This is a genomic window from Streptomyces aquilus (assembly GCF_003955715.1).
GTDB classification, from domain to species: domain Bacteria; phylum Actinomycetota; class Actinomycetes; order Streptomycetales; family Streptomycetaceae; genus Streptomyces; species Streptomyces aquilus.
In genome coordinates this window covers 2,166,098-2,181,107 of sequence record NZ_CP034463.1, presented here as the reverse complement: position 1 = coordinate 2,181,107, position 15,010 = coordinate 2,166,098, and the positions used below count along the sequence as shown (strand labels likewise).

General features: G+C 70.6%; 14 protein-coding genes. 13 read left to right on the top strand and 1 reads right to left on the bottom strand.

Going from position 1 to position 15,010, the window contains the following annotated elements; genetic code table 11:
• Positions 1-21: 21 nt before the first annotated feature.
• From aroC to nusB, 7 genes are all read left to right on the top strand, one after another.
• Positions 22-1,206 carry a chorismate synthase gene (gene aroC, locus EJC51_RS10035; RefSeq protein ID WP_126270755.1) on the top strand — a complete coding sequence of 395 codons (1,185 nt, stop codon included), beginning with the start codon at positions 22-24 and terminating at the stop codon, positions 1,204-1,206.
• Positions 1,203-1,715, top strand: coding sequence for a shikimate kinase (locus tag EJC51_RS10030; protein ID WP_126270754.1), 513 nt, complete (start codon positions 1,203-1,205; stop codon positions 1,713-1,715). The genes aroC and EJC51_RS10030 overlap by 4 nt, the downstream gene beginning before the upstream one ends.
• Entirely contained in the window at positions 1,712-2,803 is a 1,092-nt protein-coding gene (gene aroB / locus EJC51_RS10025) for a 3-dehydroquinate synthase (protein ID WP_126270753.1), read from the top strand. The genes EJC51_RS10030 and aroB overlap by 4 nt, the downstream gene beginning before the upstream one ends.
• Positions 2,804-2,968: 165 nt before the next feature.
• Complete coding sequence (locus EJC51_RS10020; RefSeq protein WP_126270752.1) at positions 2,969-3,841, top strand: Pro-rich N-terminal domain-containing protein; 873 nt, start codon at positions 2,969-2,971, stop codon at positions 3,839-3,841.
• A gap of 69 nt (positions 3,842-3,910) precedes the next feature.
• Entirely contained in the window at positions 3,911-5,017 is a 1,107-nt protein-coding gene (locus tag EJC51_RS10015; RefSeq protein ID WP_126270751.1) for an aminopeptidase P family protein, read from the top strand.
• 58 nt (positions 5,018-5,075) lie between these two features.
• Positions 5,076-5,642, top strand: a complete 567-nt coding sequence (efp, locus tag EJC51_RS10010; protein ID WP_059196374.1) for an elongation factor P — start codon at positions 5,076-5,078, stop codon at positions 5,640-5,642.
• Positions 5,643-5,644: 2 nt separating this feature from the next.
• Positions 5,645-6,079, top strand: a complete 435-nt coding sequence (gene nusB, locus EJC51_RS10005; RefSeq protein ID WP_097261491.1) for a transcription antitermination factor NusB — start codon at positions 5,645-5,647, stop codon at positions 6,077-6,079.
• A 165-nt stretch (positions 6,080-6,244) separates the two neighbouring features.
• Here nusB and bldD read toward each other — a convergent pair whose 3' ends face one another.
• Positions 6,245-6,745 (bottom strand): transcriptional regulator BldD, encoded by a 501-nt coding sequence (gene bldD / locus EJC51_RS10000; protein WP_003956405.1) that lies wholly within the window; start codon positions 6,743-6,745, stop codon positions 6,245-6,247.
• Positions 6,746-6,998: 253 nt separating this feature from the next.
• Between bldD and pyrR the strand changes: the two genes are divergently transcribed.
• From pyrR to carB, 6 genes are all read left to right on the top strand, one after another.
• Positions 6,999-7,571, top strand: coding sequence for a bifunctional pyr operon transcriptional regulator/uracil phosphoribosyltransferase PyrR (gene pyrR / locus EJC51_RS09995; protein ID WP_126270750.1), 573 nt, complete (start codon positions 6,999-7,001; stop codon positions 7,569-7,571).
• 84 nt (positions 7,572-7,655) lie between these two features.
• Entirely contained in the window at positions 7,656-8,633 is a 978-nt protein-coding gene (locus EJC51_RS09990; RefSeq protein WP_126270749.1) for an aspartate carbamoyltransferase catalytic subunit, read from the top strand.
• A gap of 5 nt (positions 8,634-8,638) precedes the next feature.
• Positions 8,639-9,925 (top strand): dihydroorotase, encoded by a 1,287-nt coding sequence (locus EJC51_RS09985; protein ID WP_126270748.1) that lies wholly within the window; start codon positions 8,639-8,641, stop codon positions 9,923-9,925.
• Positions 9,922-10,509 (top strand): PH-like domain-containing protein, encoded by a 588-nt coding sequence (locus tag EJC51_RS09980; protein ID WP_126270747.1) that lies wholly within the window; start codon positions 9,922-9,924, stop codon positions 10,507-10,509. Before EJC51_RS09985 ends, EJC51_RS09980 begins: the two co-directional genes overlap by 4 nt.
• Entirely contained in the window at positions 10,506-11,648 is a 1,143-nt protein-coding gene (gene carA, locus EJC51_RS09975; RefSeq protein WP_126270746.1) for a glutamine-hydrolyzing carbamoyl-phosphate synthase small subunit, read from the top strand. The genes EJC51_RS09980 and carA overlap by 4 nt, the downstream gene beginning before the upstream one ends.
• Positions 11,641-14,949, top strand: a complete 3,309-nt coding sequence (gene carB, locus EJC51_RS09970) for a carbamoyl-phosphate synthase large subunit (protein ID WP_126270745.1) — start codon at positions 11,641-11,643, stop codon at positions 14,947-14,949. The genes carA and carB overlap by 8 nt, the downstream gene beginning before the upstream one ends.
• Positions 14,950-15,010 lie beyond the last annotated feature (61 nt).

The window sequence follows — 15,010 nt, the reverse complement described above, 5'->3', positions numbered from 1 at the left end:
CGCGAGCACTGAGGAGCACCGTTGAGCAGGTTGCGCTGGCTGACCGCGGGGGAGTCCCACGGCCCCGCACTCGTGGCGACGCTGGAGGGTCTTCCCGCCGGCGTGCCGATCACCACGGAGATGGTGGCGGACCACCTGGCCCGGCGCCGGCTCGGCTATGGACGCGGTGCCCGGATGAAGTTCGAGCAGGACCAGGTCACCTTCCTCGGCGGCGTGCGGCACGGCCGCACCCTCGGCTCCCCGGTCGCGATCATGGTGGGCAACACCGAGTGGCCGAAGTGGGAGCAGGTCATGGCGGCCGACCCGGTCGACGAGGAGATCCTCGCCGGACTCGCCCGCAACGCCCCGCTGACCCGGCCCCGTCCCGGTCACGCCGACCTCGCCGGCATGCAGAAGTACGGCTTCGGCGAGGCCCGGCCGATCCTGGAGCGCGCCTCCGCGCGTGAGACGGCGGCGCGGGTGGCGCTGGGCGCGGTCGCCCGGTCGTACCTCAAGGAGACGGCCGGCATCGAGATCGTCAGCCATGTCGTCGAGCTGTGCTCGGTGAAGGCCCCGCAGGGCGTGTACCCGACCCCGGCCGACGTCGAGAAGCTGGACGCCGACCCGCTGCGCTGCCTGGACGCCGACACCTCGAAGGCGATGGTCGCGGAGGTCGACCAGGCCCACAAGGACGGCGACACCCTCGGCGGCGTGGTCGAGGTCCTGGCCTACGGCGTCCCCGTCGGCCTCGGCTCGCACGTCCACTGGGACCGCAAGCTCGACGCCCGCCTCGCCGGTGCGCTCATGGGCATCCAGGCCATCAAGGGCGTCGAGATCGGCGACGGCTTCGAGCTCGCGCGCGTGCCCGGCTCCAAGGCCCACGACGAGATCGTCAACACGCCCGAGGGCATCCGCCGCGTCTCCGGCCGTTCCGGTGGCACCGAGGGCGGTCTGACCACCGGTGAGCTGCTGCGCGTGCGGGCCGCGATGAAGCCGATCGCCACCGTGCCGCGCGCCCTGCAGACCGTCGACGTCACCACCGGCGAGGCGGCGCCCGCCAACCACCAGCGCTCCGACGTCTCCGCGGTCCCGGCCGCCGGCATCGTCGCCGAGGCCATGGTGGCCCTCGTCCTCGCGGACGCGGTCGCGGAGAAGTTCGGCGGCGACAACGTGGCCGAGACGCGGCGCAACGTGCGGTCGTTCCTCGACAACCTGGCCATCCGATGAGCCCTCGGGTGGTGCTCGTCGGCCCGATGGGCGTGGGCAAGTCCACCGTCGGGCAGCTGCTCGCCGAGCGGCTCGGCGTGGGCTACCGGGACACCGACGACGACATCGTCGCCGCGCAGGACCGGACCATCGCCGAGATCTTCGTCGACGAGGGCGAGTCGGCCTTCCGTGCGATCGAGAAGGCCGCGGTGCTGCGGGCGCTGACCGAGCACGACGGCGTCCTCGCCCTCGGCGGCGGCGCGATCCTCGACGAGGACACGCGCGCGTCCCTCGCCGGCCTGCCGGTCGTCTACCTCTCGATGGACGTCGAGGAGGCCGTCAAGCGCACCGGCCTCAACACGGCCCGCCCGCTGCTCGCGGTGAACCCGCGCAAGCAGTGGCGCGAGCTGATGGAGGCGCGGCGGCACCTGTACGAGGGGATCGCCACGGCGGTCGTCGCGACGGACGGCCGTACCCCCGAAGAAGTCACCGAAGCCGCCCTGGACGCACTGGAGTTGAAGCAGGCATGAGTGAGGCAGTGACGCGGATCCAGGTCGGTGGCACCGCGGGCAGTGAGCCGTACGAGGTCCTGGTGGGCCGGCAACTCCTGGGCGAGCTCGGCGGGTTGATCGGCGACAAGGCCAAGCGGGTCGCCATCGTCCACCCCGAGGCGCTTGCCGAGACCGGTGAGGCGCTGCGCGCCGACCTCGCCGAGCAGGGCTACGAGGCGGTCGCCATCCAGGTCCCCAACGCGGAGGAGGCCAAGACCGCCGAGGTCGCCGCCTACTGCTGGAAGGCGCTCGGCCAGTCCGGGTTCACCCGCACCGACGTCGTCGTCGGCGTCGGCGGCGGCGCCACCACGGACCTCGCCGGTTTCGTGGCCGCCACCTGGCTGCGCGGGGTGCGCTGGATCGCCATCCCCACCACCGTGCTGGCGATGGTGGACGCGGCCGTCGGCGGCAAGACCGGCATCAACACCGCCGAGGGCAAGAACCTCGTCGGCGCCTTCCACCCGCCGGCCGGCGTCCTGTGCGACCTGGCCGCGCTGGACTCCCTCCCGGTCAACGACTTCGTCTCCGGCCTCGCCGAGATCATCAAGGCCGGCTTCATCGCCGACCCGGTGATCCTGGAGCTCATCGAGTCCGACCCGCAGGCCGCCCGCACCCCGGCCGGCCCGCACACGGCCGAGCTGATCGAGCGGTCCATCCGGGTCAAGGCCGAGGTCGTCTCGTCCGACCTCAAGGAGTCGGGCCTGCGTGAGATCCTCAACTACGGCCACACGCTCGCCCACGCCATCGAGAAGAACGAGCGCTACCAGTGGCGGCACGGCGCCGCGGTCTCCGTCGGCATGCACTTCGCCGCCGAACTCGGCCGCCTGGCGGGCCGGTTGGACGACGCGACGGCGGACCGCCACCGTACGGTCCTCGAATCGGTCGGGCTGCCGCTGCACTACCGCTACGACCAGTGGCCCAAGCTGCTGGAGACCATGAAGGTCGACAAGAAGTCCCGCGGTGACCTCCTGCGCTTCATCGTCCTGGACGGCCTGGGCAAGCCCACCGTCCTGGAGGGCCCCGACCCGGCCGTACTGCTGGCCGCGTACGGAGAAGTGGGCGAGTAGTCCGCCGCGGAGCCGTCCCTCCCATGTGCCTTGCGGACACGGGCACTTAGGGCCGTCCCCGGCCGTTCACCAAACGGCGGCCGGGGACGGTACCGTTCGGTAGGGAGCGGGTCCGCACCCGCTTCGCCAGCGCCCATTGCCTTGTACGAGACGGAGTGGCACCGGATGCAGCACGCAGTGGGTTCTCCGCTGCCGCCGCCCCACCAGCCGGGGCACGGACCGGCCGTCGGCTGGTCGCCGGCCGCACACCACCCGGGTCCCCAGCACCCGGGCGCGCACCAGGGCTCCGCCCCGGTGCCGCCACCGCCGCCGGCCCCGGGTTTCGTCCCGCCGTCACCTCAGCACACCTCGGCACCGCCGGTCCCGCCGCACCCATCGGCGCCCCCGGCACCGGACACCACCGGCCATGTCCCCCTGCCGCCCGGCGGCCCCGTCGGCATGCCCAGCACCCCACCGGCCGCGGTCATCCCCGACCCGACGAGCACGACGCTCGCGGTCCTGCTCATCGGCCCGGCCGGCGCGGGCAAGACCAGCGTCGCCAAGTACTGGGCCGACCACCGCCGGGTGCCCACCGCCCACATCAGCCTCGACGACGTCCGCGAATGGGTCCGCTCCGGCTTCGCCGACCCCCAGTCCGGGTGGAACGACCACTCCGAGGCCCAGTACCGCCTGGCCCGCCGCACCTGCGGCTTCGCCGCCCGCAACTTCCTGGCCAACGGCATCTCCTGCATCCTCGACGACGCCGTCTTCCCGGACCGCCCGGTGGTGGGCCTGGGCGGCTGGAAGCGGCATGTGGGACCGGGGCTGCTGCCCGTGGTCCTGCTGCCGGGCCTGGAGATCGTCCTGGAGCGCAACGCCGAGCGGTCGGGCAATCGCCGGCTCACGGACGAGGAGGTGGCGCGGATCCACGGGCGGATGGCGGGGTGGTACGGCTCGGGATTGCCGATCATCGACAACTCGCAGCTGGATGTCCCACAGACGGCGCAGGTGCTGGACGACGTACTGGCTCGCTCCATTGCCAGCCCACCGAGCTGGTAAGGGCTGCCCCCCGTCCCCCGAACGCCCTCCCAACCGGCACAAAACAGACACCGCTCCTACGCTCGTGTCATGTCAGAGGTGTACGCGGCCCGCCGCACAAAGCTCAGGGAACGCTGCCACGCGGTCGGCAGCGAATCCGCACTGATCTCGCGCCCCGCCAATGTGCGCTACCTGGCGGGCGCCGCACCCAAGGGCTCCGTCCTGCTGCTCGGCAGGACGGAAGACGTGCTGGTGTGCCTCGATCCGCCGGACGACCGTGCCGGAGAGGGGCGCCCCGACGAGACCCTCCGGCTACAGACCCTGCCCGGATCGGGCGGCGACCCCGCCGTCGCGGCCGTCGACCTCGCCTCGATGCAGGGCATCGACGCGCTCGGCGTGGAGGAACACCACCTCACGGTCGCCCGCCACAGAGCCATCCGCTCCGTCGCCCCCCGCCTCCACCTCGCCGACCTCGGCGCGGCCGTGGAGCAGCTGCGCGTCGTCAAGGACGAGGAGGAGATCTCCTGCCTCCGCATCGGCGCCGAGATCGCCGACCAGGCGCTGGGGGAGCTCCTCGAATCCATCCTCGTCGGCCGTACCGAACGGCACCTCGCCCTCGAACTGGAGCGCCGCCTCGTCGACCACGGCGCCGACGGCCCCGCCTTCCCGACCTCCGTCGCCACCGGCCCCCACTCCGGCCGTCGCGCCCACCACCCCACCGACCGGCGCGTGGAGGAGGGCGATTTCCTCTCCGTCTGCCTGGGGGCGACGTACCGCGGCTACCGCTGTGAGATTGGTCGTACGTTCGTGATCGGGACGTCCCCCGCGGACTGGCAGATCGAGCTGTACGACCTGGTCTTCGCCGCTCAGCGCGCCGGACGGGAGAGCCTCGCACCCGGCGCCGCCTACCGTGACGTGGACCGCGCCGCACGCCAGGTACTGGACTGCGCGGGGTACGGCGAGAGCCTGCCGGCCCTGACCGGACACGGGGTCGGACTCGAAATCGACGAGGACCCGCAGCTGGCCCCCGCGGCCATGGGTAAACTGGACGCTTGCGTGCCGGTCACCGTCGAACCGGGGGTCCACCTCCCGGGCCGGGGCGGTGTCCGGATCGATGACACGCTCGTCGTACGCCCCGAGGCGGACGGCGGACCCGAGCTACTCACCATCACGACCAAGGAGCTGCTCGCGCTGTAGCGTCCCGCTACGCGCGTGCGCCGGGGTCGTCCACGTCAGTCCAGGAGATTCCGCAACCGTGGCTTCCACGAACGACCTCAAGAACGGCCTCGTGCTCAAGCTCGATGGCGGCCAGCTGTGGTCCGTCGTCGAGTTCCAGCACGTCAAGCCCGGCAAGGGCCCGGCCTTCGTGCGCACCAAGCTGAAGAACGTGCTCTCCGGCAAGGTCGTCGACAAGACGTTCAACGCCGGCGTCAAGGTCGAGACGGCCACGATCGACAAGCGCGACATGCAGTTCTCGTACATGGACGGCGAGTACTTCGTCTTCATGGACATGGAGACCTACGACCAGCTCATGGTCGACCGCAAGGCCGTCGGTGACGCCGCCAACTTCCTGATCGAGGGCTTCACCGCCACCGTCGCGCAGCACGAGGGCGAGGTGCTCTTCGTCGAGCTGCCGGCCGCCGTCGAGCTCGTCATCCAGGAGACCGAGCCGGGCGTCCAGGGCGACCGTTCCACCGGTGGCACCAAGCCCGCCACCCTGGAGACCGGTCACCAGATCCAGGTCCCGCTCTTCATCACCACCGGTGAGAAGATCAAGGTCGACACCCGCACCAGCGACTACCTCGGCCGGGTGAACAGCTAACCGTGGCTGCCCGTAACACGGCCCGCAAGCGCGCCTTCCAGATCCTCTTCGAGGGCGACCAGCGCGGTGCCGACGTCCTGACGGTCCTCGCGGACTGGATCCGGCTCTCCCGGACCGACACCCGGCAGCCGCCGGTGAGCGAGTACACCATGCAGCTGGTCGAGGGCTACGCGCAGCACGCGAAGCGCATCGACGAGCTGATCGCGCAGTACTCCGTCGGCTGGACGCTCGACCGGATGCCCGTCGTCGACCGCAACATCCTGCGGCTCGGCGCCTACGAGCTGATCTGGGTCGACGGGACCCCGGACGCGGTCGTGCTCGACGAGATGGTCGAGATCGCCAAGGAGTTCTCCACGGACGAGTCACCGGCCTTCGTGAACGGCCTGCTCGGCCGTCTCAAGGACCTGAAGCCCACGCTGCGCCGCGAAGAGGCGTAAGCAGAGGTACGGCATCGCCAGGGGGCCCGCAGCGTGCTTGCTGCGGGCCCCCTGGCGTATCCGTGCCCGGCGGGCACCGGAGCAGCGCAGAAAGCCGCCGGGGTGGCCGGAACCATCAAGTTCCGGCCACCCCGGCGGCACGTTTCTGCTGAGACGGGAAGCGGCTCAGCTCTCCTCGTGGGACACCGCGCGACGCGCGTCGGCGTCCAGCACGCCCCAGCTGATCAGCTGCTCGGTGAGGACCGAGGGCGACTGGTCGTAGATGACGGCGAGTGTGCGCAGGTCGTCCTGGCGGATCGAGAGCACCTTGCCGTTGTAGTCACCGCGCTGCGACTGGATCGTCGCGGCGTAGCGCTGGAGGGGGCCCGCCTTCTCGGCCGGCACGTGGGCCAGCCGCTCCAGGTCGAGAACCAGCTTCGGCGGCGGCTCGGCGGCGCCGCCCGGGGTCGTACCCGGCAGCAGTTCCTGAACGGGCACACCGTAGAAATCCGCCAACTCGGCGAGGCGCTGTACGGTCACGGCACGGTCGCCGCGCTCGTACGAACCGACCACGACCGCCTTCCAGCGTCCCTGGGACTTCTCCTCGACACCGTGGAGGGAAAGGCCCTGCTGGGTGCGGATGGCCCGGAGCTTCGCCCCGAGCTGTTTGGCGTATTCGCTGGACATATAGCTCCCCGGCACTGTGTCGACGCGGCCGGCAGGGGCGCCGTACCGCGCGGCTGGTAACTCACTGTGAGGTTACGCAGCGTTACTCTTCTGCGTCAAGCCGAATGAGCCGCACCGACTCTTCCGTGGTAGCGGTGGCCGATTAGGCCATGGGGGTGATCAGGGGTGTCCTGAGGGCCTGCTACCGTGGATGGCGCAAATCCGACGTCCTTTAAGGTCCGTCCCGTGAGGCGGAGAAGGAGGTCCGTTTCGTATGGACAAGCACGACCAGCAGGACACGCAGTCCGATGCCCGGCCCGTTCTCGAAGGCCCCGACATCGCCCGCGTGCTGACCCGTATCGCCCACGAGATCGTCGAACGCGCCAAGGGCGCCGACGACGTGGTGCTCCTCGGCATCCCGACCCGAGGCGTCTTCCTCGCCCAGCGGCTCGCCGCCAAGCTGGAGGAGATCACCGACCGCAAGATTCCGGTCGGTTCGCTCGACATCACGATGTACCGCGACGACCTGCGCATGCATCCGCCGCGTGCGCTGGCCCGCACCGAGATCCCCGGTGACGGCATCGACGGCCGCCTCGTCGTCCTCGTCGACGACGTGCTCTTCTCCGGCCGCACCATCCGTGCCGCCCTCGACGCCCTGAACGACATCGGGCGTCCGCGCGCGGTGCAGCTCGCGGTCCTGGTCGACCGCGGCCACCGCGAACTGCCCATCCGCGCCGACTACGTCGGCAAGAACCTCCCCACGTCGTTGCGGGAGACGGTCAAGGTCCAGCTCGCCGAGGAGGACGGTCGCGACACCGTGCTGCTCGGTGCGAAGCAGACCCAGTAGCAAGCCGCCCGGCACGTCCGTCCTCGGCGTGCCCTGCCTTGCCCCGGAATCTCCCGACCTGAACTTCCTTACGGAGCCTGACAGATGCAGCGTCATCTCATCTCGGCCGCCGACCTCACCCGCGACGACGCCGTCCTGATCCTCGACACCGCCGAGGAGATGGCCCGGGTCGCCGACCGGCCGATCAAGAAGCTGCCGACCCTGCGCGGCCGCACGATCGTCAACCTCTTCTTCGAGGACTCCACGCGCACCCGGATCTCCTTCGAGGCCGCGGAGAAGCGCCTCTCCGCCGACGTCATCAACTTCACCGCCAAGGGGTCCTCGGTGTCCAAGGGCGAGTCCCTGAAGGACACCGCCCAGACCCTGGAGGCCATGGGCGTCGACGCCGTGGTCATCCGGCACGGCGCCTCCGGAGCGCCGTACCGCCTCGCCACCTCCGGGTGGATCGACGCCGCCGTCATCAACGCCGGTGACGGCACCCACCAGCACCCCACGCAGGCCCTGTTGGACGCCTTCACGATGCGCCGCCGGCTCATCGGACGGGACGCCGGACTCGGCCAGGACCTGTCCGGCAAGCGCATCACGATCGTCGGCGACGTCCTGCACAGCCGCGTCGCCCGCTCCAACGTCGACCTGCTGCACACCCTCGGCGCCGAAGTCACCCTCGTCGCCCCGCCGACCCTGGTGCCGGTCGGCGTCGAGACCTGGCCGTGCGAGGTGTCGTACGACCTCGACAGCACGCTCGCCAAGTCCGACGCGGTGATGATGCTGCGCGTGCAGCGCGAGCGCATGAACGCCGCGTTCTTCCCGACCGAGCGCGAGTACTCGCGGCGCTACGGCCTCGACGGCGACCGCATGGCGCGGATGCCCGAGCACGCCATCGTGATGCACCCCGGCCCCATGGTCCGCGGCATGGAGATCACCGCCGAGGTCGCCGACTCCGACCGCTGCACCGTCGTGGAGCAGGTCGCAAACGGAGTCTCCATCCGGATGGCCGTTCTGTACCTGCTGCTGGGTGGAAACGAGCCCGCCGTCAGCCACACCCGTATCGAGGAGAAGTAAGAGACATGAGCAAGATCCTGATCCGTGGTGCGAAGGTGCTCGGCGGCGAGCCGCAGGACGTGCTGATCGACGGCGCGGTCATCGAGGCCGTCGGTACGGGGCTCTCCGACGAGGGCGCCGAGGTCGTCGAGGCCGCCGGCAAGGTACTGCTGCCGGGGCTCGTCGACCTGCACACCCATCTGCGCGAGCCCGGCCGTGAGGACTCCGAGACCGTCCTGACCGGCACGCGCGCCGCCGCCTCCGGTGGCTACACCGCCGTGTTCGCCATGGCCAACACCTTCCCGGTCGCCGACACGGCCGGTGTGGTCGAGCAGGTCTACCGGCTCGGCCAGGAGCACGGGTACTGCGACGTGCAGCCCATCGGCGCCGTCACGGTCGGCCTGGAGGGCAAGAAGCTCGCCGAGCTCGGTGCCATGCACGAGTCGGCCGCCGGGGTCACCGTCTTCTCCGACGACGGCAAGTGCGTCGACGACGCGGTGATCATGCGCCGGGCGCTGGAGTACGTGAAGGCCTTCGGCGGGGTCGTCGCCCAGCACGCGCAGGAGCCGCGGCTGACCGAGGGCGCCCAGATGAACGAGGGGATCGTCTCGGCCGAGCTGGGGCTCGGGGGCTGGCCCGCGGTGGCCGAGGAATCGATCATCGCCCGGGACGTCCTGCTCGCCGAGCACGTCGGCTCCCGCGTCCACATCTGCCACCTGTCGACCGCCGGGTCCGTCGAGATCGTCCGCTGGGCCAAGTCCCGCGGCATCGACGTCACCGCCGAGGTCACCCCGCACCACCTGCTCCTGACGGACGAGCTGGTGCGGACCTACAACCCGGTCTACAAGGTCAACCCGCCGCTGCGCACCGAGCGCGACGTGCTGGCCCTGCGCGAGGCGCTCGCCGACGGCACGATCGACATCGTCGCCACCGACCACGCCCCGCACCCGCACGAGGACAAGGACTGCGAGTGGGCCGCGGCCGCCATGGGGATGGTGGGCCTGGAGACCGCGTTGTCAGTGGTGCAGGAGACCATGGTGGACACCGGGCTCCTCACCTGGGCCGGGGTCGCCGAGCGCATGTCCGTCAAGCCCGCCGAGATCGGGCGGGCGAAGGGCCACGGGCGTCCCGTCTCGGCTGGTGAGCCCGCCAACCTCACGCTCGTCGACACGGAATACCGTGGGGACGTGGACCCCGCGGGCTTCGCCTCGCGCAGCCGGAACACCCCGTACGAGGGGCGTGAGCTGCCGGGCCGTGTGACGCACACGTGGCTCCGGGGCAAGGCCACGCTCGTCGACGGGAAGCTCACGTGACACCTGTAATCCAGCTGGCAGGCGGCCTGGCGGCCGACAAGGAATCGGCCGAGGTCACCGACTGGGCCGCGCGCATCGGCTGGCTCGTCGGGCTGGCGCTGTTCGTCGCCCTCATCTACTGGCTGATGCGCGAGGGCTGGAAGTGGCGCGGCACGCTCCAGAGCGACCTGCCCGAGCTGCCCGACGCGCCGGACGGCCTCGGTGCGGCGAAACTGACGATGAGCGGCCGCTACCACGGCTCCACCACCGCCGGGCAGTGGCTCGACCGCATCGTGGCGCACGGCCTCGGCACCCGCAGCCGGGTCGAGCTCACGCTGACGGACGCGGGACTGGACGTCGTACGCCCCGGCGCGACCGACTTCTTCATCCCGGCCGGCGCGCTGCGGGAGGCCGTGCTCGGCAAGGGCATCGCCGGCAAGGTCCTCACCGAGGGCGGCCTGCTGCTCGTGACCTGGGAACACGGGGACAGACTGATCGACTCCGGCTTCCGCTCCGACCACGCGGCCGAGCACAACGAGTGGGTCGACGCCATTAACTCCATGATCAACAAGACGAACACGACGGAAACGGAAGGCGCACGATGACGACCTCCACAAGGGGAGCCTCGAAGGTTCCCGCGGTACTCGTCCTGGAGGACGGCCGGATCTTCCGCGGCCGCGCCTACGGGGCCGTGGGGGTGACCTTCGGCGAGGCGGTGTTCTCCACCGGCATGACCGGTTACCAGGAGACCCTCACCGACCCGTCGTACCACCGCCAGGTCGTCGTGATGACCGCCCCGCACGTCGGCAACACCGGTGTCAACGACGAGGACCCGGAGAGCAAGCAGATCTGGGTCGCCGGATACGTCGTGCGCGACCCCGCGCGCGTGCCGTCCAACTGGCGCTCACGCCGCTCCCTCGACGAGGAGCTGCGCAACCAGGGTGTCGTCGGCATCTCCGGCATCGACACGCGCGCGTTGACGCGCCATCTGCGGGAGCGCGGCGCGATGCGCGTCGGCATCTTCTCCGGCAACGCGCTGCCCGACGAGGGCACCATGCTCACCGAGGTGCGCCAGGCCCCCGAGATGAAGGGCGCCGACCTCTCCGCGGAGGTCGCCACCAAGGAGGCGTACGTCGTCCCGGCGATCGGCGAGAAGAAGTTCACCGTCGCCGCCGTCGACCTCGGCATCAAGGGCATGACCCCGCACCGGATGGCCGAGCGCGGCATCGAGGTGCACGTGCTGCCGGCCACGGCGACCGTCGAGGACGTCTACGCCGTCAACCCCGACGGTGTCTTCTTCTCCAACGGCCCCGGCGACCCGGCCACCGCCGACCACGCCGTCTCCGTGATGCAGGGCGTGCTGGAGCGCAGGACGCCGCTGTTCGGCATCTGCTTCGGCAACCAGATCCTCGGCCGCTCGCTCGGCTTCGGCACCTACAAGCTGAAGTACGGCCACCGCGGCATCAACCAGCCGGTGCAGGACCGTACGACCGGCAAGGTCGAGGTCACCGCGCACAACCACGGCTTCGCCGTCGACGCCCCGCTCGACAAGGTGTCCGACACCCCCTACGGCCGCGCCGAGGTCTCCCACGTCTGCCTCAACGACAACGTGGTGGAGGGCCTCCAGCTGCTCGACCAGCCGGCCTTCAGCGTCCAGTACCACCCCGAAGCGGCAGCGGGCCCGCACGACGCCGCCTACCTGTTCGACCGCTTCGTTTCCCTGATGGAGGGCCAGCGTGCCTAAGCGCACCGATATCCAGTCCGTCCTGGTCATCGGCTCCGGCCCGATCGTCATCGGCCAGGCCGCCGAGTTCGACTACTCCGGCACCCAGGCATGCCGCATCCTGCGCGCCGAGGGCCTCCGCGTCATCCTCGTCAACTCCAACCCGGCGACGATCATGACCGACCCGGAGATCGCCGACGCCACGTACGTCGAGCCGATCACCCCGGAGTTCGTCGAGAAGATCATCGCCAAGGAGCGCCCCGACGCCCTGCTGCCCACCCTGGGCGGCCAGACGGCCCTCAACACGGCCATCTCGCTGCACGAGGCGGGCACGCTGGAGAAGTACGGCGTCGAGCTGATCGGCGCCAACGTCGAGGCCATCAACAAGGGCGAGGACCGCGACCTGTTCAAGGAGGTCGTCGAGGAGGTCCGCAAGAAGATCGGGCACGGCGAGTCCGCCCGCTCGGTCATCTGCCACTCCATGGACGACGTCCTCGGCGGCGTCGAGACCCTCGGCGGCTACCCGGTCGTGGTCCGCCCGTCCTTCACCATGGGCGGCGCCGGCTCCGGCTTCGCCCACGACGAGGAGGAGCTGCGCCGCATCGCCGGTCAGGGCCTCACGCTCTCGCCGACCACCGAGGTGCTCCTGGAGGAGTCGATCCTCGGCTGGAAGGAGTACGAGCTGGAGCTGATGCGCGACACGAACGACAACGTCGTGGTCGTCTGCTCCATCGAGAACTTCGACCCCATGGGCGTGCACACCGGCGACTCGATCACCGTCGCCCCGGCCATGACGCTCACCGACCGCGAGTACCAGCGGCTGCGCGACATCGGTATCGCGATCATCCGTGAGGTCGGCGTCGACACCGGTGGCTGCAACATCCAGTTCGCGATCAACCCCGAGGACGGTCGCGTGATCGTCATCGAGATGAACCCGCGCGTGTCGCGGTCCTCGGCGCTCGCCTCCAAGGCGACCGGCTTCCCGATCGCCAAGATCGCCGCCAAGCTGGCCGTCGGCTACACGCTGGACGAGATCCCCAACGACATCACGCAGGAGACCCCGGCCTCCTTCGAGCCGACGCTCGACTACGTGGTCGTGAAGGCCCCGCGCTTCGCCTTCGAGAAGTTCCCGCAGGCCGACTCCACGCTGACCACGACCATGAAGTCGGTCGGCGAGGCCATGGCCATCGGCCGCAACTTCACCGAGGCCTTCCAGAAGGCGCTGCGCTCGCTGGAGAAGAAGGGCAGCCAGTTCACCTTCGTCGGCGACCCGGGCGACAAGGCGGCCCTGCTCGCGGAGTCCGTCCGGCCCACCGACGGCCGCATCAACACCGTCATGCAGGCCATCCGCGCGGGCGCCACGCCGGAGGAGGTCTTCGAGTACACGAAGATCGACCCCTGGTTCGTCGACCAGCTCTTCCTCATCAAGGAGATCGCCGACGAGCTCGCCGAGGCCCCGGAGCTCACCCCCGAGCTGCTGGCCGAGGCCAAGCGGCACGGCTTCTCCGACCAGCAGATCGGCGAGATCCGCGGCCTGCGCGAGGACGTCGTCCGCGAGGTCCGGCACGCGCTCGGCATCCGCCCGGTCTACAAGACGGTCGACACCTGCGCCGCCGAGTTCGCGGCCAAGACGCCGTACTTCTACTCGTCCTACGACGAGGAGACCGAGGTCGCGCCGCGCGAGAAGCCGGCGGTCATCATCCTGGGCTCCGGCCCCAACCGCATCGGCCAGGGCATCGAGTTCGACTACTCCTGCGTCCACGCCTCCTTCGCGCTCAGCGACGCCGGGTACGAGACCGTGATGGTCAACTGCAACCCCGAGACCGTCTCCACGGACTACGACACCTCCGACCGCCTGTACTTCGAGCCGCTGACGCTGGAAGACGTGCTGGAGATCGTCCACGCGGAGTCCCTCGCGGGCCCCATCGCCGGTGTCGTCGTCCAGCTGGGCGGCCAGACCCCGCTGGGCCTGGCGCAGGCGCTCAAGGACAACGGCGTGCCGATCGTCGGCACCTCGCCGGAGGCCATCCACGCGGCCGAGGACCGGGGCGCCTTCGGGCGCGTGCTCGCCGAGGCGGGCCTCCCGGCCCCCAAGCACGGCACGGCCACCACCTTCGCCGAGGCCAAGGCCATCGCCGACGAGATCGGCTACCCGGTCCTCGTCCGGCCGTCGTACGTCCTCGGCGGCCGCGGCATGGAGATCGTCTACGACGAGACCCGCCTCGCCTCCTACATCGCCGAGTCGACCGAGATCAGCCCCTCGCGGCCGGTCCTCGTCGACCGCTTCCTCGACGACGCCATCGAGATCGACGTCGACGCGCTCTACGACGGCACCGAGCTCTACCTCGGCGGCGTCATGGAGCACATCGAGGAGGCCGGCATCCACTCCGGCGACTCGGCGTGCGCGCTGCCCCCGATCACGCTGGGCGGCTTCGACATCAAGCGCCTGCGGGCCTCCACGGAGGCCATCGCGAAGGGCGTCGGGGTCCGCGGCCTGATCAACATCCAGTTCGCGATGGCCGGCGACATCCTCTACGTCCTGGAGGCCAACCCGCGCGCGTCCCGCACCGTCCCCTTCACCTCGAAGGCGACCGCGGTACCGCTGGCCAAGGCCGCCGCCCGCATCTCGCTCGGCGCGACCATCGCCGAGCTGCGCGCCGAGGGTCTGCTTCCGGCCAACAGCGACGGCGGCGAGCTGCCGTTCGACGCGCCGATCTCCGTCAAGGAGGCCGTCATGCCGTGGTCGCGCTTCCGCGACGTCCACGGCCGCGGCGTCGACACGGTCCTCGGCCCGGAGATGCGCTCCACCGGCGAGGTCATGGGCATCGACGCCGTCTTCGGCACGGCGTACGCCAAGTCGCAGGCGGGTGCCTACGGCCCGCTGCCCACCAAGGGCCGCGCGTTCATCTCGGTCGCCAACCGCGACAAGCGGTCGATGATCTTCCCGGCGCGCGAGCTGGTCGCCCACGGCTTCGAGCTGCTCGCCACCTCCGGCACCGCCGAGGTCCTCAAGCGCAACGGCATCAACGCCACGATCGTGCGCAAGCAGTCCGAGGGCACCGGTCCGAACGGCGAGAAGACCATCGTCCAGCTCATCCACGACGGCGAGGTCGACCTCATCGTCAACACCCCGTACGGCACGGGCGGCCGCCTCGACGGCTACGAGATCCGTACGGCGGCCGTGGCGCGGTCGGTGCCGTGCCTGACGACGGTCCAGGCGCTCGCCGCGGCCGTCCAGGGCATCGACGCCCTCAACCACGGTGACGTGGGCGTCCGTTCGCTCCAGGAACACGCGGAACACCTGACCGCGGCCCGCGACTAGCAGCCCTGAGGGGGACACCGGAAACGGTGTCCCCCTCTTCGTGAGGACACCACGTCTTCGT

Bases quoted from the DNA above. Each gene is read 5' to 3' on its own strand.
- EJC51_RS10030 (WP_126270754.1), top strand. From the start codon at position 1,203: ATGAGCCCTCGGGTGGTGCTCGTCGGCCCGATGGGCGTGGGCAAGTCC.
- aroB (WP_126270753.1), top strand. From the start codon at position 1,712: ATGAGTGAGGCAGTGACGCGGATCCAGGTCGGTGGCACCGCGGGCAGT.
- EJC51_RS10020 (WP_126270752.1), top strand. From the start codon at position 2,969: ATGCAGCACGCAGTGGGTTCTCCGCTGCCGCCGCCCCACCAGCCGGGG.
- EJC51_RS10015 (WP_126270751.1), top strand. From the start codon at position 3,911: ATGTCAGAGGTGTACGCGGCCCGCCGCACAAAGCTCAGGGAACGCTGC.
- bldD (WP_003956405.1), bottom strand. From the start codon at position 6,745: ATGTCCAGCGAATACGCCAAACAGCTCGGGGCGAAGCTCCGGGCCATC.
- pyrR (WP_126270750.1), top strand. From the start codon at position 6,999: ATGGACAAGCACGACCAGCAGGACACGCAGTCCGATGCCCGGCCCGTT.
- EJC51_RS09990 (WP_126270749.1), top strand. From the start codon at position 7,656: ATGCAGCGTCATCTCATCTCGGCCGCCGACCTCACCCGCGACGACGCC.
- EJC51_RS09985 (WP_126270748.1), top strand. From the start codon at position 8,639: ATGAGCAAGATCCTGATCCGTGGTGCGAAGGTGCTCGGCGGCGAGCCG.
- carA (WP_126270746.1), top strand. From the start codon at position 10,506: ATGACGACCTCCACAAGGGGAGCCTCGAAGGTTCCCGCGGTACTCGTC.